We start from the raw sequence: 18887 nt of genomic DNA, 5'->3' as shown, positions 1-18887 counted from the left end.
CGGAGGGGCCATGCAACGCCGAGGACGCTTCATCACCCTGGAAGGTGGCGAAGGGGTGGGCAAGTCCACCAATCTGGCCTGGGTCGCCGCGCATCTGGAGGCCCGCGGCCTCGAGGTGGTGCGCACCCGCGAGCCGGGCGGCACGCCGCGCGCCGAGGCGATCCGCGGCCTGCTGCTCGACCCCGCGTCCGACGAGCCGCTGGACGCCGACGCCGAGCTGCTGCTGGTGTTCGCCGCTCGCGCACAGCACCTGGCACGGGTGGTGCGGCCGGCCCTCGAACGGGGCGCCTGGGTGGTCTGCGACCGCTTCACCGATGCCACTTTCGCCTACCAGGGCGGCGGGCGCGGGATTCCGGCCGAGCGCATCGCCGAGCTGGAGGCCTTCGTCCAGCAGGGGTTGCAGCCGGACCTGACGCTGCTGCTCGACATGCCGATGGCCGCGGCCCAGCGCCGGCTCGAGGGGCGTCTGGAGCACAGCGGTGGCCAGCGCGACCGTTTCGAGCGCGAGCGCGGCGAGTTCTTCGAGGCCGTGCGTCAGGCCTATCTGGCCCGCGCCGCCGCGGCGCCCGAGCGCATCGCCGTGGTCGACGCCGACCGCGCCCTCGCGGACGTGCAGGCCGAGCTCGGCCGCCGGCTGGACGCGCACCTGGAGGCGTCATGAGCGAGCCCGTCCGGCCGCTGCCCTGGCTCGAGCCACGCTGGCGGGAGCTGATCGCGCTGGCCGAGGCCGGCCGTCTGCCCCATGCGCTGCTGTTCTCCGGTCCCCACGGTGTCGGCAAGCCATCGCTGGCCGAGGCGCTGATCGCCCGCACCCTGTGCCAGGCGCCGGGGGAGGTCGCCTGTGGCCGCTGCCACGCCTGCCAGATGCTGGCGTCGGGCTATCACCCGGACCTGATGCGGGTGTCGCCGGACGAGGGCAAGCGCCAGATTCGCATCGATGCCATCCGCGAGATCAACGGCTTCGTCTCCCAGACCGCCCAGCAGGGCGGCTACCGGGTGATCGTCATCTCCCCGGCCGAGGCGATGAACGTGGCCGCCTCCAACGCCCTGCTCAAGAGCCTGGAGGAGCCCGGCGGCCGGACCCTGTTTCTGCTGCTCTCGGACATCCCTTCTCACCTGCTGCCGACCATCCGCTCGCGCTGCCAGCACTGGAGCCTGACCGCGCCGGACGAGGCCGACTGCCTCGACTGGCTGGCCGAACGGCTCGGCGGCCGCGAGGATGCCCGCTTCTGGTATCAGGCCGCCGGCGGACTGCCGCTGCGGGCCCTCGAGCTCGCCGAGCCCGACGCCCGGGCGCTGCGTCAGCAGCTCCACGAGACCTTCGACGCCCTGGTGCGCGGTGCCGAGCCGGTGGCCGAGGCCGCGCGGCTGGACCGCCAGTCCCTCGACGCCATCCTGTGGTACGGTATCGCCTGGCTCGAGGATCTGATCCGGCTGGGGCTGTCCGGCGAGAGCGCGACGCTGCGCAATCCCGACCTGCTGCCGCTCTATCGCCAGGCGGTGAAGAACGGCCGGGTGCGCGATTGGTTCCGCCTGCTGGACTATGCTCGCGAACAGCGCCGCCTGCTCGGCGCGGGGGGCAATCCCAACCCGCAGCTGGTGCTGGAGGCCTGGCTGGTGCGCTGGTCCGCGCTGCTGCGCTCCTGAAGACACTGCCCGAGGAGGCTCGCCGATGTCCGCCCAGAAGGCCCTCTCCCTGACCATCCGGGATATCCCCACGCTGCTCATGGCCTACATGCCGTCGCTGGAGCGGGGTGGCATCTTCGTGCCGACCCGGGAGCGCTACGAGCTCGGCCAGGAGGTCTTCGTGCTGCTGACCCTGCCCGAGCAGAGCGAGCGCCTGCCGATCACCGGCCGAGTGGTCTGGGTCTCGCCCGAAGGCGTCTCCGGGCGACGCGTGCCGGGCATCGGCGTGCACTTCGGCCTCGAGGACCAGGCCGTGCGCGACCATATCGAGACCCTGCTGGCGGGCCAGCTGGACAAGGCCGCGCCGACCTACACGCTCTGACCCGCGTCGAGCTTCCGAACGTATCCCTTTTTCGTGTGAACCTGCCGATGTTTGTCGATTCCCACTGCCATCTCGATCGCCTCGATCCCCGTACCCACGACGGCGACGTCGCCGCCGCCCTGGACGCCGCCCGCGCCCGCGACGTGCGCCAGTTCCTGGCCATCGCGGTCACCCTGGAAGAAGTGCCCGGTATCGCCGCCATCGCCCGCGAGCATGACGACGTGGTGATCTCCGCCGGCGTGCATCCGCTGCATGAGGTGCCGGAAGAGCCGAGCGTCGAGGCCATCAAGGAATGCGCGGAGCGCCATGAGGCGGTGGCGATCGGCGAGACCGGCCTCGACTATCACTACGACGGTGTCTCCCGCGAGGTGCAGCACGAGCGCTTCCGCCGCCACCTGATCGCCGCCACCGAACTCGAGCTGCCGGTGATCATCCACACCCGTGCCGCGCGCGAGGACACCCTGGCGCTGATCCGCGAGCACGTCGATCCGCGGGTCGGTGGCGTGCTGCACTGCTTCACCGAGGACCTGGACATGGCCCGCGAGGCGGTGGCCCACGGGTTCATGGTCTCGCTGTCGGGTATCGTCACCTTCCGCAACGCCGAATCGGTGCGCGAGCTGGCCCGCAAGGTGCCGCTGGACCGCCTGCTGATCGAGACCGACAGCCCCTACCTGGCGCCGGTGCCGCATCGCGGCAAGCCCAACGAGCCGGCTTGGGTGGTCGAGGTCGCCGAGTGCATCGCCGAGGAGCGCGGCATCAGCGTCGAGGAGGTGGCCATGCAGACCACTGCCAACTTCTATCGGCTGTTCAAGGCGGCCGTGCCCGAGGCGTCGGCGGAAGTCCGCGAGGCGCTGTCGAGCGCCGGCCTGGTGGTCTGATCCGGCGCGCAAAGGAGGCGTCATGAACCTGGACACCTGGTTGGCCGGCATACCGCCCGAGGGCGAGATCCCGCCGCTGGAGCGCTGGCATCCCGAGTGCCGGGGCGACATGGATCTGACCATCGCCGCCGACGGTCGCTGGCTCCACGAGGGGGGCGTCATCGCGCGTCCTGCGCTGGTGCGGCTGCTGGCGAGCGTGCTGCGCCGCGAGGACGACGGCGAGTATTACCTGGTAGCGCCGGCCGAGAAATGGCGTATCCGCGTCGAGGATCGCCCGCTGCTGATCGTCGATGCCGAACGCGATGCCGCCGGCGACTGGCAACTCGTCACCAATGCCGGCGATCGCGTGAGGCTCGACGACGCGCACCGGCTGACGGTCAGCGATACGCCCCGCGGCGAGGCCGTGCCGGAGGTGCCGGTGCGCTTCGGGCTGGCCGCGCGCCTCGGGCGCAACGTCTTCTATCGCCTCGCCGACGCCGCCGAGTGCCGCGACGACGAGCTGGGGCTCGAGAGCGGCGGGGCCTGGCACTCGCTGGGCCGCTGGGACGACGAGGCATCATGAGGCTGACGTCGGAACAGCACGCCGTGGTCGGCCACCCCGAGGGCCATGCCCGGGTCGCCGCCGTGGCCGGGGCGGGCAAGACCACCACCCTGGTGGCGCGGGTGCTGCACCTGCTCGAGCGCGGCATGGCGCCCGGGCGCATCCTGGTGCTGATGTTCAACCGCTCGGCCCGGGAGGACTTCCAGGCCCGGCTGGCCGCGGCGGCACCCGCCGGCCAGGCGCTGCCCGACGTGCGCACCTTTCACTCGCTGGGTCATCGCCTGACCCAGAGCCTGACCCGCTGGGGCGTGCTGGAGAACCGTCGGCTGCTGACCGCCGACTGGCAGCTCGAGCGGCTGCTGCGCCAGGCCACCCAGCAGGCGCTGGAGGCCTTCCCCGAGGCCGGCGAGCGCGCCCTGGAAGCCGAGAAGCTCGAGGCTCTGGCCCACTTCAGCGGCCTGGTGAAGGCCGAGATGGCCGAGCCCGCCGAGCTCTACGCCCGGCTCGACTTCGGCGAGGACACCGATCACTTCGTCGCCGCTTTCGAACACGCCGAGACACTGCTCGCCGATCAGGGCCTGATGACCTATGCCGACCTGCTGTACCGGCCGGTCCGGGCGCTGGAGGCCGATCCCGCGCTGCGCGCCCGGGTCCAGGGCTTCCTCGACCAGGTGATCATCGACGAGTACCAGGACATCAATCCTACCCAGCAGCGCCTGCTGGCGGTGCTGGCCGGGCGCCAGGCGGCGGTGATGGCGGTGGGTGACGCCAACCAGTGCATCTACGAATGGCGTGGCGCCCACCCCGACACCATGCTCGAGGACTTCGCCGCCATCTTCGGCGAGGCCCGCGACTACCCGCTCTCCACCACCTTCCGCCACGGCCACGCCCTGGCGCTGGCCGCCAACCACGCCATCGAGGCCAACCGGCGCCGTCCGGACCAGCTGTGCCTGGCCGCGCCGGACAATCCCGACACCCGGCTGGCGGTGGGGCAGGGCAGCCAGGCGTTGCTCGACGAGCTGGCCGGCTGGCAGCGCGACGGCCGCCGTCTCGACGAGGCCTGCCTGCTGGTGCGCAGCTGGGCGCTGTCGGTGCCGCTGCAGCTGGCGCTGCTGCGCGAGGGCGTGCCCTTCCGTCTGTCCCGGGAGGACCGCTTCGTGTTCCGCCTGCCGCTGGTCGAGGCGCTGGCCGGCTATCTGGCGCTGGCGCTCGACGGCCAGCTGCTGCGCGACCCCGGCCACCTGCTGCTGCTGCTGTCCCAGCCGACGCCCTTCGTGCCCCGCGAACGCCTCTCGGCGCTGGCCGCCCGGCTGGCCGAGACCCAGCGCTGGCCGGAGCGCCAGGACCCGCTGCTGGCCTCGCTCAGGCCGCACCAGCGGCGGACCCTCAAGCGTCGCTGGGCGCTGCTCTGCGAACTGCCGAAACGCGGCGGCTGGTCGCCGGCCAAGCTGCTCGAGCACGTGGTCGAGGAGGTCGAGGCCGAGAAGGTGCTCAAGCGCGCCGCGGCACGCCGCGACAAGGGCGAGGAGGACGTGCGCCTGCTCGACGTGCTGGTGGAGCAGGCCAAGGAGGCCTCCGATCTCGCGGCCTTCATCGAGCTGCTGCGCCGCCCGGTGGAGAACCGCGATGACGGCGTGCTGATCACCACCGTGCACGGTGCCAAGGGGCTGGAGTGGCCGCTGGTGATGCTCGGCGGCGTCAACGAGGAAGACTTCCCGCACTACACCCGTGACAACCCGCTGAGTCCGCCGCGTCTCGAGGAGGAGCGGCGGCTGTTCTACGTGGCGATCACCCGCGCCTGCGAGCGGTTGGTGATGCTGCACGACGGCGGCGATCACCGGCCCAGCCGCTTCCTCGGCGAGACCGCCTGGCAGGACGGCCAGCGGGTGGCCGAGCGGCTGGTCGCCGAGGGCATCGATGAACCGCCGGCGCCGCTGCGGGTCTCCCGACCGGCGCTGGTGCAGCGCTATCTCGAGCGCCTGGGCCGGCCGCTGCCCGTCGAGGCCGCCGCGGCGCAGACGGGGCAGGTCGCCGATAGCGCGGCCGACTACCGGGTCGGCCAGCGCCTCAACCATGCCGTCTTCGGCGAGGGCGAGATCAGCGTGGTGGAAGGCGATCCGGCGAATCCGGTGATCGAGGTGCGATTCCGTCAGGCCGGCCGCAGGCGACTGATTGCCCGGCGGGCCCCCATCGAATGGCTGGAAGGAGAAGGCGCATGAACGTGTTGATCGAAGCCACCGCGCTGGCCGAGGCGCTCGCGGGCGATATGCCGCCGCTGGTGCTGGACTGCCGGGCGCGGCTCGGCGATCCCGAGGCCGGCGAGCGGCTGTGGCGCGAAGGCCATGTGCCGGGCAGCCAGCACCTGGACATGGATCGCGACCTGGCCGCCCCGGCCCGTGAGAACGGCGCGGGCGGCCGCCATCCGCTGCCGAGCCGCGAGGCCTTCACGGCGACGCTGCGCCGCCTCGGCGTCACCCCCGGGCGGCCGGTGGTGGTCTACGACGACGTGGGCGGTCAGCTGGCCGCGGCCCGGGCCTGGTGGATGATCGCCCGCTGGGCCGGGCATCCCGACGTGCGGCTGCTGAACGGTGGACTCGGCGCCTGGCAGGCCGCCGGCGGCGAGCTGCCGCTGGGGCGCGAGCCGGCGCCCGCGCCGAGCGACTGGGTGCCCGACTACCGCGACGATGTGCTGGTACAGGCCGACGAGGTGTTCTCCGGCCGGGCGCTGAAGCTCGATGCGCGCCCCGCCGAGCGCTTCCGCGGCGAGGCCGAGTCCGTCGATGCCATGGCCGGGCACATCCCCGGCGCACGCTCGCGGCCGAGCGCCGAGAACCTCGATGCGCACGGTCGCTTCAAGTCCCCCGAGACGCTCGACGCCGAGCTGCCGGACGCGGACCCGGTGATCGCCTACTGCGGCTCCGGCGTCACCGCCTGCCACGACATCCTCGCCTACGCGATCGCCGGCCGCCCGCTGCCGCGGCTCTACGTCGGCTCCTGGAGCGACTGGATCACCGACGCCGACCGGCCCATCGCCACCGGCGACTGAGCCTGGGCAGCGCCCGGAGAGGTAAGAGGGAAGAGCGGCGCTTCGCGCCTGGAAGCCTGAAGACAAACGCCCCGCAGGCTGTGTGCCTGCGGGGCGTTTTTTGCCTTTTTGACTCAGGCCTCCCTTACATGTTGGGGTAGTTCGGCCCGCCTCCCCCTTCCGGCGCGACCCAGGTGATGTTCTGGGCCGGGTCCTTGATGTCACAGGTCTTGCAGTGCACGCAGTTCTGGAAGTTGATCTGGAACGCGGGCTTGCCGTCGTCGTCCTCGACCACCTCGTAGACCCCGGCCGGGCAGTAGCGCTGCGCGGGCTCGGCGTAGGTCGGCAGGTTGTCGCGGATCGGCAGTTCCGGGTCCTTGAGGCGCAGGTGGCAGGGCTGGTCTTCCTCGTGGTTGGTGTTCGAGAGGAACACCGAGGAGGACTTGTCGAACGAGATCACGCCGTCCGGCTTGGGATAGTCGATCTTCTCGCACTCGGCCGCCGGCTTGAGGGTGGCGTGGTCCGGGGTGGTGTCGTGGACCGTCGGCAGCTTGCCGCCCAGCAGCTGGTCGAGGAAGTTGTAGGCGCCGCCGCCCACGGTGCCGTACTTGTGGATCGCCGGGCCGAAGCTGCGGCTCTCGTCGAGCTCCTGGTAGGCCCAGCTGGCCTGCCACTTGGCCTCGAAGGCGGTGAGATCGGCGCCGCCCTCGTCGCTCTCTCCACCGGCCGCGATGGCCTCGAAGACGCTCTCGGCGGCGACCATGCCGGACTTCATGGCGGTGTGCAGGCCCTTGATCTTGGCGAAGTTCAGGGTGCCGGCGTCGCAGCCGATCAAGAGCCCGCCGGGGAAGGTCATCTTCGGCAGGCAGTTGAGACCGCCCTTGGCGATGGCCCGGGCGCCGTAGGCCACCCGCGAGCCGCCCTCCAGGTATTGCTTCAGCACCGGGTGGTGCTTCATGCGCTGGAACTCGTCGAAGGGCGACAGATACGGATTCTGGTAGGACAGGTCGAGGATCAGGCCGACCACCACCTGCTGGTTCTCGGCGTGATAGAGGAACCAGCCGCCGTGGGTCGACTTGTCCAGCGGCCAGCCGGAGCCGTGCAGCACCAGGCCCGGTTCGTGCCTGTCGGCGGGCACGTCCCACAGCTCCTTGAGGCCGATGCCGTAGTGCTGCGGATCCTTGCCGGCATCGAGCTCGAAGCGCTCGATCAGCCCCTTGCCCAGGTGGCCGCGGGCGCCCTCGGCGAACAGCGTGTACTTGGCGCGCAGCTCCATGCCCGGCATGTGGCCGTCCTTGGGCTGGCCGTCGGCGTCCACGCCCATGTCGCCGACCAGGATGCCCTTGACCACGCCGTCCTCGACGATGGTCTCCTGGGCGGCGAAGCCCGGGAACACCTCGACGCCGAGCTCCTCGGCCTGTTCGGCCAGCCAGCGGCACAGGTTGCCGGCGCTGATCACATAACGGGTGAGGTCGCCGCCGGTGTTATGCATGGTCTTCGGCACCAGGGCATTGGGCAGCTTCTGGGCCTTCTCGGCGTCCTTGAGCAGATAGAGCTCGTCGCGAATCGCCGGCGTGGTCAGCGGCGCGCCGCGCTCCTGCCAGTCGGGGAACAGTTCCTGCAGGGCGCGGGGTTCGAAGACGGCGCCGGAGAGGATGTGAGCGCCGACCTCGGACCCTTTCTCGACCAGGCACACCGACAGTTCCTGCTCGGCCTCGTTGGCCTGCTGCATCAGGCGGCAGGCCGCGGCCAGGCCGGAGGGGCCGGCGCCGACGATGACCACGTCGAACTCCATGGCGTCGCGCTCGATCTGTTCTGTCATTGGATCCTTCTCCTCCCATCCCGACGACGTCCTGGCCGAGGCGGTCTCGGCATCGTCAGGGTGTTAAAACGGTCGTTTGCTTTCGGGGGTGTCCCATGGTCCGCATGATAGCCGGATTGGCCCCCCCTTACGATGGCCAAACCCCGGAAAGCCCCATTCCCGGCATGCCGGGGATTGTTGGAGTGGACCGGGCTGTGGCACATTTAGGGGGTTTTTCGGCAAGGCGCCTATCAAACGCTCGTCTGAAACGCATAAAAGCATATCGGCCAGTTCTATGGGCCGGTGTCGCGTTCCCTCAGCGAGTCGCCGAGCTCCGTTTCCCAGGTTCCGAGACAGAACCCAGCGAGGACATTATGAAGGTACTCGTCGCGGTCAAACGCGTCATCGACTACAACGTCAAGATTCGGGTCAAGCCGGACAACAGCGACGTCGATCTCACCAACGTCAAGATGGCCATGAATCCCTTCTGCGAGATTGCCGTGGAAGAGGCGGTGCGGCTCAAGGAGGCCGGTGTGGCCACCGAAGTGGTCGCCGTCACCGTGGGCCCCAAGGCCGCCCAGGAACAGCTCCGCACCGCGCTGGCGCTGGGCGCCGATCGCGCCGTGCACGTGCAGACCGAGGCGCCCGTCGAGTCGCTGGCCGCGGCCAAGCTGCTGGCCAGGGTCGTCGAGGAGGAGCAGCCGCAGCTGACCATCCTCGGCAAGCAGGCCATCGACAGCGACAACAACCAGGTGGGGCAGATGCTCGCCGCGCTGACCGGTCGTCCCCAGGGCACCTTCGCCTCCGAGGTCGCCGTCGAGGGCGAGACCCTGAAGGTCACCCGCGAGATCGACGGCGGCCTGCAGACCGTGGCCCTGCAGCTGCCGGCCATCGTCACCACCGACCTGCGCCTCAACGAGCCGCGTTACGCCAAGCTGCCCGACATCATGAAGGCCAAGAAGAAGCCGCTGGACACCAAGACGCCCGAGGAGCTCGGCGTCGCGGTGGCCTCCGGCCTCAAGCTGGTTTCCGTCGAGCCGCCGGCCGAGCGTCAGGGCGGCGTCAAGGTGGGCTCCGTGGACGAGCTGGTCGACAAGCTGAAGAATGAAGCGAAGGTGATTTCATGAGTATCCTGGTCCTTGCCGAACATCACGACGGCCAGCTGGCCGAGATCACCGCGCACGTGGTCGCCGCCGCAAGGAAAATCGGTGGCGACGTTGACGTGCTGGTTGCCGGCGAGAACGTCGGTGCCGTCGCCGAGGCCGCCGCCAAGCTCGACGGCGTGAGCCGGGTGCGCGTCGCCGACGCCGCGGTCTATGCCCACCAGCTGGCCGAGCCGGTCGGTGACCTGCTGGTCGCGCTGTCCGACGACTATGGCCACGTGCTGGCCGCCGCCACCACCAATGGCAAGAACGTGCTGCCGCGACTCGCCGCGCTCAAGGACGTCAGCCAGATCTCCGAGATCATCGAGGTGGTCGGCGCCGATACCTTCAAGCGCCCGATCTATGCCGGCAACGCCATCGCCACCGTGCAGAGCGAGGACGCACTGAAGGTGATCACCGTGCGTCCCACCGCCTTCGATGCCGTCGGTGAGAGCGGAAGCGCGAGCGTCGAGGCCGTCGAGAGCGGCATCGACAACGCCCTGTCCTCGTTCGTCGACGAGCGGCTCGAGCAGAGCGACCGCCCCGAGCTCGGCGGCGCCAAGGTGGTGATCTCCGGCGGCCGCGGCATGGGCAGTGGCGAAAACTTCAAGCTGCTCGACGGCATCGCCGACAAGCTGGGCGCGGCCATCGGCGCCTCCCGTGCGGCGGTCGACGCCGGCTACGTGCCCAACGACATGCAGGTCGGCCAGACCGGCAAGATCGTGGCGCCGGAGCTGTACATCGCGGTGGGCATCAGCGGTGCCATCCAGCACCTGGCAGGGATGAAGGATTCCCGGGTGATCGTCGCCATCAACAAGGACGACGAGGCGCCGATCTTCCAGGTCGCGGACTATGGTCTCGTCGGGGATCTGTTCGAGATCCTGCCGGAGCTCGAGAGCAAGCTGTAAGGCGAAGATCGGGATCTTCCAGGTGGCGCTCTCGATGACCCGTGGTCTCGTCGGGGATCTGTTCGAGATCCTGCCGGAGCTCGAGAGCAAGCTGTAAGGCGAAGATCGGGATCTTCCAGGTGGCGCTCTCGATGACCCGCGGTCTTGTCGGCGACCTGTTCGAGATCCTGCCGGAGCTCGAGAGCAAGCTGTAAGGCTCTCTGCCGTCAGCTAGAAAACGGGCCGGCCTCTCCACGGAGAGGTCGGCCCGTTTGCGTTGGTGCGTCGTCGATGCTGGAGAGGTGGCGAGGTGGGGACTTCAGCGGCGAAGCCAGCCGCCCAGCCGTCGGGCCATGGCCTGCCACTGGCTTTCCTGTGCTTCGGAGGGGCGACGGCCGGCCAGCCAGGCGGCAGCCTCCTGCAGCGGCGACACGATGGCGTCGAGCTGGCGCGCGCAGCGATCGCGACCCAGGCCGCCGGGGCATTGGGCCAGCAGCAGGCTGGCGTGGGCGAGGGCGGCATCGAGGGACTGCCAGGCCGCCGGATGACGAACGGCGGCATCACGGCAGCGTCTCAGTTCGCCGGTGAGCATCTCGACCAGGCCGGCGTCCAGCCAGCAGGGGTGGGACGGGGCTCGCGACGGCTTGTCCAGGTCATCGCGAAGCGCCCGGAAGGAGACCGAAAGGAAGATGCAGGTGTAATGCAGCTGTGATGTGTCGGCCGACATGGGTGGCGGCTCCTTTGATAGTAATTCTCATTCTTTATGGGCGCCCGCGAGCTGTCAACCTCTCGGTGCTGGGTCTCGTTTGCGGCTGCGTCAGGCATTGATAATTATTCTTGTTCAAAGTAGGGTTTAGGGGATATGTCGGACCTTTCGGAGACAAGCGTGTCCTACCACCAATCCCGGCGCCGCCTCGCCGTGGCAGGCGTTGCCCTGCTCATGGTCGGTTCGGCGGCCGCCCAGTCGACGGTGCGCGATGAGGCGCTGGACGCCCAGCGTACCCAGGCCGAACTCCAGGCGCGTATCGACAACGCCGACGACGCCGTGCGCGACAAGCTCCAGGCACTGCGTCAGGCGCGCGAGGAAACGCGGCGTCTGAACGACTACAACGCCGAGCTGGCGCCGCTGGTCGAGCGTCAGGCCGATACCCTGGCCCACCGTGAAGAAGCGCTTTCCACCCTGTCCGAGACCCGCGAGGCCCTGCCAGGCCTGATGCGTGACATGGTCGAGCGTCTGCGTGCCTGGGTGGAGCGCGACATGCCTTTCCTGGAGGACGAGCGTCTGGCCCGGGTCGAGAACCTCGAGCGCCTGCTGGCCGATCCCGAGACGAGCCGCGACGAGAAGCTGGCGCGGATGCTGGCCGCCTGGCGCGCCGAGCTCGACTACGGCCGGGAGATCGATGCCTGGCGTGGTGAACTGGCCGGCGATGTCCCGCGCGAGGTGGATTTCCTGCGCTTGGGCCGGGTCGGCTGGTACTACTTGACGCCCGACGGCCATCGAGGTGGCGTGTGGAAGGCCGAGCAGGGCGGCTGGCAGCCGCTGGACGGCGCGGCTCTGACCGAGGTCCGCAAGGGGCTGGCCATCGCCCGAGAGCGGCGCGCCCCCGCGCTGCTGGAGCTGCCCGTTTCTCAACCCTTGTCTGCGTCAGAGACACCTGCCGGGGAGGACGCCTGATGCACCTGCCGACGGCAATGCGCGCCGCGCTGATGGGCCTGTGGCTGGCCGGCTTCCCCTTGCTGGGCCAGGCCCAGCCGGCGGTCGCGCCGGACGACGAGGCCGCGCTCTCGACCCTGCGTGCCGAACGCGAGGCCGCCGAGGCCCGTGACAACGCTCGCCTGGCCGAGCTGGTCGATGACGAAGCGGCGCTGGATGAGGCGCTGACCGAGGCTCAGGACGCCCTGGTCGCCGCTCGCGAGCGACGCGAATCCCTCGACGCCCGGGAGCAGTCCCAGCGCGAGGCGCTCGAGGAGCTTAACGCCCGTCGCCAGGAACAAGGCGGTGATCTGCAGGCCCTGTTCGATGAGGTGGCCGGCGTCAGCGGCGAGCTGCGTGACGATCTCGCCGCCAGCTGGCTGACTCTCGGCGGTCAGGCCGAGCTGCCGCCGCGCCTCGAGGCCGACGGCATCCTCGGCGCCGATCAGGTGGCCGGCCTCGCCGACAGCCTGATGGCGCTGACGCGCGAGACCGCTCGGGTGGCGGAGTTCGAGGCGCCAGTGGCTGGCGCCGATGGCGAGGTGGCCGAGCGCTCGGTGCTACGCGTGGGCGATCTGCTGGCGGCGACCGACGACGGTCAGCTGCTCGAGCGTTCCGGTGAGGACGGGCGCCTGGCGGTGCTGCCGACGACGCCCGGGGCGATCGCCGACACCTTGGCGGCCTTCCGCAACGGCGAGGGCGACACCCTGGCCTTCGATCCGGCCGACGGGCAGGTCGTCGCGGCCATGGCGCAGACGCCGAGCCTCTGGGAGCGCTTCCAGCAGGGCGGTGCCGTGGGCTATGTGGTCGTGGCGCTGGGCGTCGTCGGCCTGCTGGTGGCGCTGGTGCAGTACCTCTATCTGACGCGGGTGACGGTGCGGCTGCGTCGTCAGCTCGGTGATCTCGACCGGCTGCGCGACGACAATCCGCTGGGACGCGTGCTCAAGCGTTTCCATGCCCTCGGCCCGGGCCACGCGCCCGAGGCGCTGGAGGCCCGCCTCGACGAGGCGCTGCTCGCCGAGCAGCCGAAGCTCGAGCGCGGCCAGGGGCTGGTCAAGATGCTCGCCGCCGTGGCGCCACTGATGGGCCTGCTCGGCACCGTCACCGGCATGATCGTGACCTTCCAGTCGATCACCGTGTTCGGCACCGGCGACCCGCAGCTGATGGCCGGCGGCATCAGTCAGGCGCTGGTGACCACGGTGCTGGGCCTGATCACCGCGGTGCCGCTGCTGTTCGCCCAGACGGCGCTCTCCAGCCGCAGCCGTTCGCTGATCGGTACCCTCGAAGGGCGCGCCAGTGCCGTGCTCGCCGACACCCTGGAAGCCGGCCGCGACGCCGCTTCCCCGAGCGTGACGCCGCGCCATGCCGATGCTCTGGCTTGATCCCCTGGCCTGGCTGGTCGAGGCCGGCGGCCCGGTGCTGGTGGTCATCATCGGCGTGGCGGTGCTGCTGTTCTCGCTGGGCCTGGAGCGCTGGTGGTTCTTCCGCTTCCACTATCGTCCGGCGCGCCACGCCCTGGTGGCGCGCTGGGTGGCCCGCGAGGATCACGCCAGCTGGAGTGCGCTGACCCTGCGCGAGATCTGGGCCCGCGAGCTGATCACCCGGCTGCGCGCGCCGCTGCCCTGGCTCAAGCTGCTGGTGGTGATCTGCCCGCTGTTCGGCCTGCTCGGCACGGTGACCGGCATGATCACCGTCTTCGACAGCCTGTCGGTGAGCGAGGTCAATCAGGCTCGTGCCATGGCCGACGGCGTGGCCCGCGCCACCCTGCCGACCCTGAGCGGCATGGCGGTCTCGGTGGTGGGGCTCTTGTTCATCGCTCGTCTCGAACACATCATCCGGCGCGAGGATCAGCGGCTGCACGACCGCCTGGCACGCGCCGCGGAGGACGCACATGCGTAGACGTCGACTGGCGGCGGCCGCTGAGGAGAGCAGCGAGGTCAACCTGACCCCGATGCTGGACGTGGTCTTCATCATGCTGATCTTCTTCATCGTGACCACCAGCTTCATCAAGGAGAGCGGGGTGGAGATCGAACGGCCCGAGTCCAGCGCGGCCTCGCCGCGTCCGGACGTTCAGGTGCTGGTGGCGATCACCCCCGAGGGCGCGGTGTGGGTCGACGGCGAGCCCGTGGACCTGCACCGGGTCGGTCCGCGCGTGGCCGGCCTGATCAGCGACGACGGCTCGGTGGTGATCCAGGCCGATCGCGATGCCACCACCGGCGTGCTGATCGAGGTCATGGATCGCCTGCGCGAGGCCGACGTCGACAACGTGGCGGTGGCCGCCCAGCGGAGCGGTGACTGATGCGGCTACCGGTTTCGCTGCTGGCCGGGGCGGCCCTGACCCTGGCGCTGTTCGCGCTGCTGGCCTTGCTGGTGGCACCGCCCGAGGCCGAGCCCGAGCCGCAGCAGGAGATCATGATGACGCTGGCCGAAGCGCCGGCCGAGATGGCGCCCGAGCCGGCCACGGCGGCCAGCGCGGCGCCACCGCCGCCGCCCAGTGCTCCGACGCCGCCGCCACAGCCGGCGCCGGCGCCCCAGGTCGACAGCGCCATTTCCCTGCCGGAGCCGGAGCTGCCGCCCATGGAAGCGCCGGAGACGCCGGTGGACGAGGCCTTGCCGGAGCTCACCGAGACGCCACCCGAACCGAAGCCAGAGCCCCGGCCCGAACCGCAACCCGAACCGCAGCCGGAACCCGCGCCGGCACCGGACCCTGCTCCGAGCCAGGCCACGGCGAGCACGTCGTCGTCGGCCCCGGCCGCGAGTCAGGCGGCCTCCAACGAGCCGGTGGACGTCGGGTCCTCCGCCCAGGCCACGCGTCGCGTGCCGCCCGAGTATCCCTCGCGGGCCCGCCGTCGCGGTCTCGAGGGCCACGTGGTGGTGCAGTTCATCATTCGCCGCGACGGCAGCGTCGAACGCGACAGCATCCAGGTGGTGGAGGCCAGCCCGCGTCGCGTCTTCGACCGCGTCGCTCGCCGCGCCATCGCCGGCTGGCAGTTCGCGTCCGCCGATCAGCGCCGTCGGGCCCGCCAGCGCCTGGAGTTCCAGCTGAGATGACGATCATGACGCCGACACGCCCGCTGTGCCTGCTCGCCTGGCTGCTGCTGTCCTCGCCCGCCCTGGCGGCGCCGACCCTGTCCGGGGCGCGCATCGACGACCTTCAGGGCCTCGAGCAGCGCCTGGGGCAGTCCGAGTATGCCGCCGTGCGCGAACGCGCCCTGAGCCAGGCCGATCGCCTGGCGGGCGGCAATGCCTCGGACCGCTGGGCCCGCGCCCTCTACCTGCAGCTCGCCGCCAGCGCCGCGGCGCGTCTCGACGATCCGCTGGCCGCCGCCGGTCATCTGGCCGAGGCGCGTGGCATCCGTGGCGTCGAGCGCGCCCAGGCGGATCGCTGGCTGCGCCAGGAGGCGGGACTGCGCCTGCGGGGCGATCAGCCCGAGCGGGCGAGGGCGCTGCTCGGCGACTGGTTCCAGCGTCACGCCGGCACCCGCGAGGATCACTGGCTGATGGTCCAGCTGCTGGCCGCCGAGGCCGACTGGGACGACGCGGCGCGCTGGGTGAATCGCGCCCTGAGTGGCGGCGGCGAGCCGAGCGAGGCGCATGCGACGCTGGCCGCCACCGTGCTGCAGCGTGCCGGCGACGAGGGCGGCGCGCTGGCGCTGATCGAGCGGCGTCTCCAGGGTGCCGACGGTAATGCCGAGACCTGGCGTCGAGCGGCCAGCCTGGCCCAGCGCCTGGGCGATCCGGGTCGGGCCGCGGCGATCTGGGAGGCCGGCTGGCGCCGCGGCGTGCTGTCCGGCGCCGAGGACCTGCACCAGCGCATCCGTCTGCACCTGGCCGGCGGCACGCCGGCGCGGGCCGCCGAGCTGCTGACTGTTGCTCTCGAGGAGCAGTCGCTGCCGGACGATCTCGAGCATCGCCGCCTGCTGGCGCGTGCCTGGCAGGCCGCGCGCGATCACGACGAGGCGTTGGCTGCCTGGCGCGATGTCGCCGAGCGCAGCGGGGCCGGCGACGACTGGCTGCGGCTGGGCGAGCTGGCCTACGGCTGGGGCGAGTGGGACATCGCCGGCGAGGCGCTGGCGAAGGCGCGTGATCTGGGTGAGTCCGAGGCGGAAGACTGGCTGTCGAGCCTGCCGGAGCAGGAAGGCGGTGAGGCAACAGGCGGGACCGAGGATGAGGCGGTGAATGCCGGGGGCAAGGCGTAGCGAGGGTTTCTGCCAAGGGTGAGGCGATCCTCGCCGAACGGGCTGGCCATGGATGGCCAGCACCGGTCCTTCAAGCGGAGCAGGATGCGAGAGTGCTGAAGGGCAAAAGTAGCGCCCAGGGAAGGGTTTACAGCGTCTCGTGATGGTCCGGCACCCCGGGGCTTGCCGCCGGGCAAGCGCTTCGCGAGATGATTACGCCTCGAATTCGGTCCACACGGGGGCGTGGTCGGACGGCTTCTCCATGCCGCGCAGCTTGTAGTCGATGCCGGCGTCGCGCACCCGGCCGGCCAGCGGCTCCGTCACTAGGATGTAGTCGATGCGCAGGCCGCGCTTCGGGTCGCGGTCGAAGCCCTTGGAGCGGTAGTCGAACCAGCTGAAGCGGTCGTCCACCTGCGGATGGCAGAGCCGGTAGCTGTCGGCGAGGCCCCAGGCCTTGATGCCCTCGAGCCACTCGCGTTCCACCGGCTGGAAGCTGGTCTTGCCCTCGCGCAGCCAGCGCTTGCGGTTGGGCTCGCCGATGCCGATGTCGATATCCTCGGGCGAGATGTTGAAGTCGCCCATGATCGCCAGGCGCTCGTCCGGGGCGTGATGCTCGTCGAGCAGGCGCGATAGCTGGGCGTAGAACTCACGCTTGTGCGGGAATTTCACCGGATGGTCGACGCTTTCGCCCTGGGGAAAGTAGCCGTTCCACACCGTCAGCGGCTCGCCGCCGTCGATGCGCAGTCGCGCGCCGATCAGCCGGCGCTGGGCCTGTTCGCCGTCATCGGGAAAGCCGCGATGGATCGCTTCCGGGCCGTCCGGGCACTGCTCGTTGCAGATCATCAGCGCCACGCCGTAGTGGCCCTTCTGGCCGTGAAAGTAAACGCTGTAGCCCAACGCCTCGACGGCCTCGACCGGGAACTCGCTGTCCTGGACCTTGGTCTCCTGCAGGCCGATCACCGCCGGACGATGTGCGGCGACCAGCGCCTCCAGCTGATGCAGCCGGGCGCGAATGCCGTTGATGTTGAATGACACCAGGCGCATCGGTCAGTCGTCCTTCTGCTCGGGCTTGTCGGGATGGATGGCGATCTTCTGGCCGCTTTCCTGGCGGGCCAGCTTGCGCTCCGCCTGCAGCTTGCGCTGCTGGCGCTTCTTGTCGGTGTAGCGCCGCGACGAGGTGACCTCGTCGGGGTTCTCGTGGCGCCACTGCTTGTAGTCCTTGCGCCGACCGGTGCGGATGGTCACCTTGTCGGCGATGGAACGGCTCTTCTTCCTGCGTGTCATGACACGGCTCCTCTTTCGATGGGCGCCATTCTAGCAGTCGGACGCTTCCCTTCGACAGCGGACGCGCCCTCGGCGCCCGAGACTGGTACAATGCGCGTTTGCGTCACGCATCGCTGATCGATGCACCTCCATCCACGAACATGGACGAGACAGCACAGCCTATGAGCGAGTCGGAACAGACCACAGCACCGGCCCAGACCGAGAACCGCAAGCCCAAGCGTCGCCGCCGCAAGCCGCGTCGCCGCCAGTCGAACTGGGATCTGCGCCAGTTCCAGGTCCCCGCCGTGGCGGGCAAGTGGCGCTTCCACGATTTCGACCTGCCGCTGCCGCTGATGCGTGCCATCCATGCCCAGGGCTTCGAGTACTGCACGCCGATCCAGGCCGAGGCGCTGACCCACACGCTGCTCGGTGGCGACGTGGTCGGCAAGGCCCAGACCGGCACCGGCAAGACCGCCGCCTTCCTGATCTCGATCCTCGCCTACTTCCTCGAGGAAGAGGCCCCGGACGGCCAGAAGCCGGGCGCGCCGCGGGCTCTGATCGTGGCCCCGACCCGCGAACTGGCGCTGCAGATCGAGAAGGACGCCAAGGCCCTGGCCCGCTTCACCAAGCTCAACGTGGCCAGCGTGGTCGGCGGGATGGACTACCAGAAGCAGCTCGAGGGCCTCGGCCAGCAGCTCGACATCCTGGTGGCCACCCCGGGCCGGCTGCTGGACTTCCATCAGAAGCGTGACGTCGATCTGACCCAGGTCGAGGTGCTGGTGCTCGACGAGGCAGATCGGATGCTCTCCATGGGCTTCATCCCCGACGTGAAACGCATCATCCGCCATACGCCCAAGCCCGAGGAGCGCCAGACCTTCCTGTTCTCGGCGACCTTCACCGAGGACATCCTCAATCTGGCCAGCCAGTGGACCCGCGATCCGGCCCACGTGGACATCGCGGTCACCGTCGACAACGCCGCCGATATCGATCAGCGCGTCTATCTGGTCGGCGACGAGGACAAGGCGAAGCTGCTGGTGAAGCTGCTGCAGCAGGAGAGCTTCGACCGGGTGATGGTGTTCGGCAACCGCCGTGACCTGGTGCGCAAGCTTGACGGCCTGCTCAAGGACGCCGGCATCAATGCCGCCATGATCTCCGGCGACGTGCCCCAGAACCAGCGCATCAGCACCCTCGAGAAGTTCCGCGAGGGCGAGATCCAGGTGCTGGTCGCCACCGACGTGGCCGGCCGTGGCATCCACATCGAGGACGTCAGCCACGTCATCAACTACACCCTGCCCGAAGATCCGGAGGACTACGTCCACCGTATCGGCCGCACCGGCCGCGCCGGCGCCAAGGGTGTCTCGATCAGCTTCGTGGGCGAGGAAGACGCCTTCTCGCTGCCGGAGATCGAGCGCTTCATCAACGACAAGCTGCCCTGCGAGCATCCGCCGGAAGGGCTGCTGTAAGCTCTTAG

At 70.1% G+C, this 18887-nt stretch carries 20 protein-coding genes; 16 read left to right on the top strand and 4 right to left on the bottom strand.

All coding sequences use genetic code 11. The annotated features are described in order from the left end of the window. Nucleotides 1-10 precede the first annotated feature (10 nt). From tmk to QWG60_RS10640, 7 genes are read left to right on the top strand one after another with little or no spacing between them, the layout of a single operon-like run. Nucleotides 11-661, top strand: coding sequence for a dTMP kinase (gene tmk / locus QWG60_RS10670; protein WP_146908002.1), 651 nt, complete (start codon nucleotides 11-13; stop codon nucleotides 659-661). Continuing rightward, nucleotides 658-1647 carry a DNA polymerase III subunit delta' gene (locus tag QWG60_RS10665; RefSeq protein WP_046079722.1) on the top strand — a complete coding sequence of 330 codons (990 nt, stop codon included), beginning with the start codon at nucleotides 658-660 and terminating at the stop codon, nucleotides 1645-1647. The genes tmk and QWG60_RS10665 overlap by 4 nt, the downstream gene beginning before the upstream one ends. Before the next feature lie 25 nt (nucleotides 1648-1672). After that, nucleotides 1673-2008, top strand: coding sequence for a PilZ domain-containing protein (locus QWG60_RS10660; RefSeq protein WP_046079721.1), 336 nt, complete (start codon nucleotides 1673-1675; stop codon nucleotides 2006-2008). Nucleotides 2009-2055: 47 nt separating this feature from the next. Beyond that, nucleotides 2056-2886: a TatD family hydrolase gene (locus tag QWG60_RS10655; protein ID WP_035599039.1), complete on the top strand. Its 831-nt coding sequence runs from the start codon at nucleotides 2056-2058 to the stop codon at nucleotides 2884-2886. A gap of 22 nt (nucleotides 2887-2908) precedes the next feature. After that, nucleotides 2909-3448 (top strand): DUF1285 domain-containing protein, encoded by a 540-nt coding sequence (locus QWG60_RS10650; protein WP_107182383.1) that lies wholly within the window; start codon nucleotides 2909-2911, stop codon nucleotides 3446-3448. Beyond that, nucleotides 3445-5646: an ATP-dependent helicase gene (locus tag QWG60_RS10645; protein WP_146908004.1), complete on the top strand. Its 2202-nt coding sequence runs from the start codon at nucleotides 3445-3447 to the stop codon at nucleotides 5644-5646. Before QWG60_RS10650 ends, QWG60_RS10645 begins: the two co-directional genes overlap by 4 nt. Continuing rightward, a complete protein-coding gene (locus QWG60_RS10640; RefSeq protein WP_046079718.1) occupies nucleotides 5643-6473 on the top strand; it encodes a sulfurtransferase in 831 nt (276 codons plus the stop codon). The genes QWG60_RS10645 and QWG60_RS10640 overlap by 4 nt, the downstream gene beginning before the upstream one ends. 124 nt (nucleotides 6474-6597) lie before the next feature. Here the strand turns inward: QWG60_RS10640 and QWG60_RS10635 are convergent, their stop codons facing one another. After that, nucleotides 6598-8274, bottom strand: a complete 1677-nt coding sequence (locus tag QWG60_RS10635) for an electron transfer flavoprotein-ubiquinone oxidoreductase (RefSeq protein WP_146908006.1) — start codon at nucleotides 8272-8274, stop codon at nucleotides 6598-6600. A 353-nt stretch (nucleotides 8275-8627) separates the two neighbouring features. Between QWG60_RS10635 and QWG60_RS10630 the strand changes: the two genes are divergently transcribed. After that, on the top strand, nucleotides 8628-9380 hold the full coding sequence (locus QWG60_RS10630; RefSeq protein ID WP_146908008.1) for an electron transfer flavoprotein subunit beta/FixA family protein: 753 nt from the start codon (nucleotides 8628-8630) through the stop codon (nucleotides 9378-9380). Then, a complete protein-coding gene (locus tag QWG60_RS10625) occupies nucleotides 9377-10303 on the top strand; it encodes an electron transfer flavoprotein subunit alpha/FixB family protein (protein ID WP_046079716.1) in 927 nt (308 codons plus the stop codon). The genes QWG60_RS10630 and QWG60_RS10625 overlap by 4 nt, the downstream gene beginning before the upstream one ends. 298 nt (nucleotides 10304-10601) lie before the next feature. Here QWG60_RS10625 and QWG60_RS10620 read toward each other — a convergent pair whose 3' ends face one another. Next, on the bottom strand, nucleotides 10602-11009 hold the full coding sequence (locus QWG60_RS10620) for a hypothetical protein (RefSeq protein ID WP_046079715.1): 408 nt from the start codon (nucleotides 11007-11009) through the stop codon (nucleotides 10602-10604). Nucleotides 11010-11168: 159 nt separating this feature from the next. Here QWG60_RS10620 and QWG60_RS10615 point away from each other — a divergent pair, with 159 nt between their 5' ends. From QWG60_RS10615 to QWG60_RS10590, 6 genes are read left to right on the top strand one after another with little or no spacing between them, the layout of a single operon-like run. Continuing rightward, a complete protein-coding gene (locus tag QWG60_RS10615; RefSeq protein ID WP_146908010.1) occupies nucleotides 11169-11957 on the top strand; it encodes a DUF3450 domain-containing protein in 789 nt (262 codons plus the stop codon). Next, a complete protein-coding gene (locus tag QWG60_RS10610) occupies nucleotides 11957-13357 on the top strand; it encodes a MotA/TolQ/ExbB proton channel family protein (protein WP_246124638.1) in 1401 nt (466 codons plus the stop codon). Before QWG60_RS10615 ends, QWG60_RS10610 begins: the two co-directional genes overlap by 1 nt. Beyond that, on the top strand, nucleotides 13338-13874 hold the full coding sequence (locus QWG60_RS10605) for a MotA/TolQ/ExbB proton channel family protein (RefSeq protein ID WP_046079714.1): 537 nt from the start codon (nucleotides 13338-13340) through the stop codon (nucleotides 13872-13874). The genes QWG60_RS10610 and QWG60_RS10605 overlap by 20 nt, the downstream gene beginning before the upstream one ends. After that, a complete protein-coding gene (locus QWG60_RS10600; RefSeq protein WP_046079713.1) occupies nucleotides 13867-14274 on the top strand; it encodes an ExbD/TolR family protein in 408 nt (135 codons plus the stop codon). The genes QWG60_RS10605 and QWG60_RS10600 overlap by 8 nt, the downstream gene beginning before the upstream one ends. Further along, complete coding sequence (locus QWG60_RS10595; protein ID WP_146908012.1) at nucleotides 14274-15026, top strand: energy transducer TonB; 753 nt, start codon at nucleotides 14274-14276, stop codon at nucleotides 15024-15026. Before QWG60_RS10600 ends, QWG60_RS10595 begins: the two co-directional genes overlap by 1 nt. A gap of 5 nt (nucleotides 15027-15031) precedes the next feature. Further along, a complete protein-coding gene (locus tag QWG60_RS10590) occupies nucleotides 15032-16174 on the top strand; it encodes a hypothetical protein (RefSeq protein ID WP_246124639.1) in 1143 nt (380 codons plus the stop codon). 192 nt (nucleotides 16175-16366) lie between these two features. On the opposite strand, the gene xthA is transcribed toward QWG60_RS10590, so the two are convergent. Further along, a complete protein-coding gene (xthA, locus tag QWG60_RS10585) occupies nucleotides 16367-17197 on the bottom strand; it encodes an exodeoxyribonuclease III (protein ID WP_146908016.1) in 831 nt (276 codons plus the stop codon). A gap of 3 nt (nucleotides 17198-17200) precedes the next feature. Next, nucleotides 17201-17437 (bottom strand): hypothetical protein, encoded by a 237-nt coding sequence (locus tag QWG60_RS10580; protein ID WP_035596714.1) that lies wholly within the window; start codon nucleotides 17435-17437, stop codon nucleotides 17201-17203. A 161-nt stretch (nucleotides 17438-17598) separates the two neighbouring features. On the opposite strand from QWG60_RS10580, the gene QWG60_RS10575 reads away from it, so the two are divergent. Then, on the top strand, nucleotides 17599-18879 hold the full coding sequence (locus QWG60_RS10575; RefSeq protein WP_046079709.1) for a DEAD/DEAH box helicase: 1281 nt from the start codon (nucleotides 17599-17601) through the stop codon (nucleotides 18877-18879). The last annotated feature ends 8 nt before the right edge of the window (nucleotides 18880-18887 follow it).

Source organism: Halomonas halophila (assembly GCF_030406665.1).
GTDB lineage: Bacteria > Pseudomonadota > Gammaproteobacteria > Pseudomonadales > Halomonadaceae > Halomonas > Halomonas halophila.
Note: the sequence above shows the minus strand (reverse complement) of the source record. Positions and strands in the feature narration are given on the sequence as shown.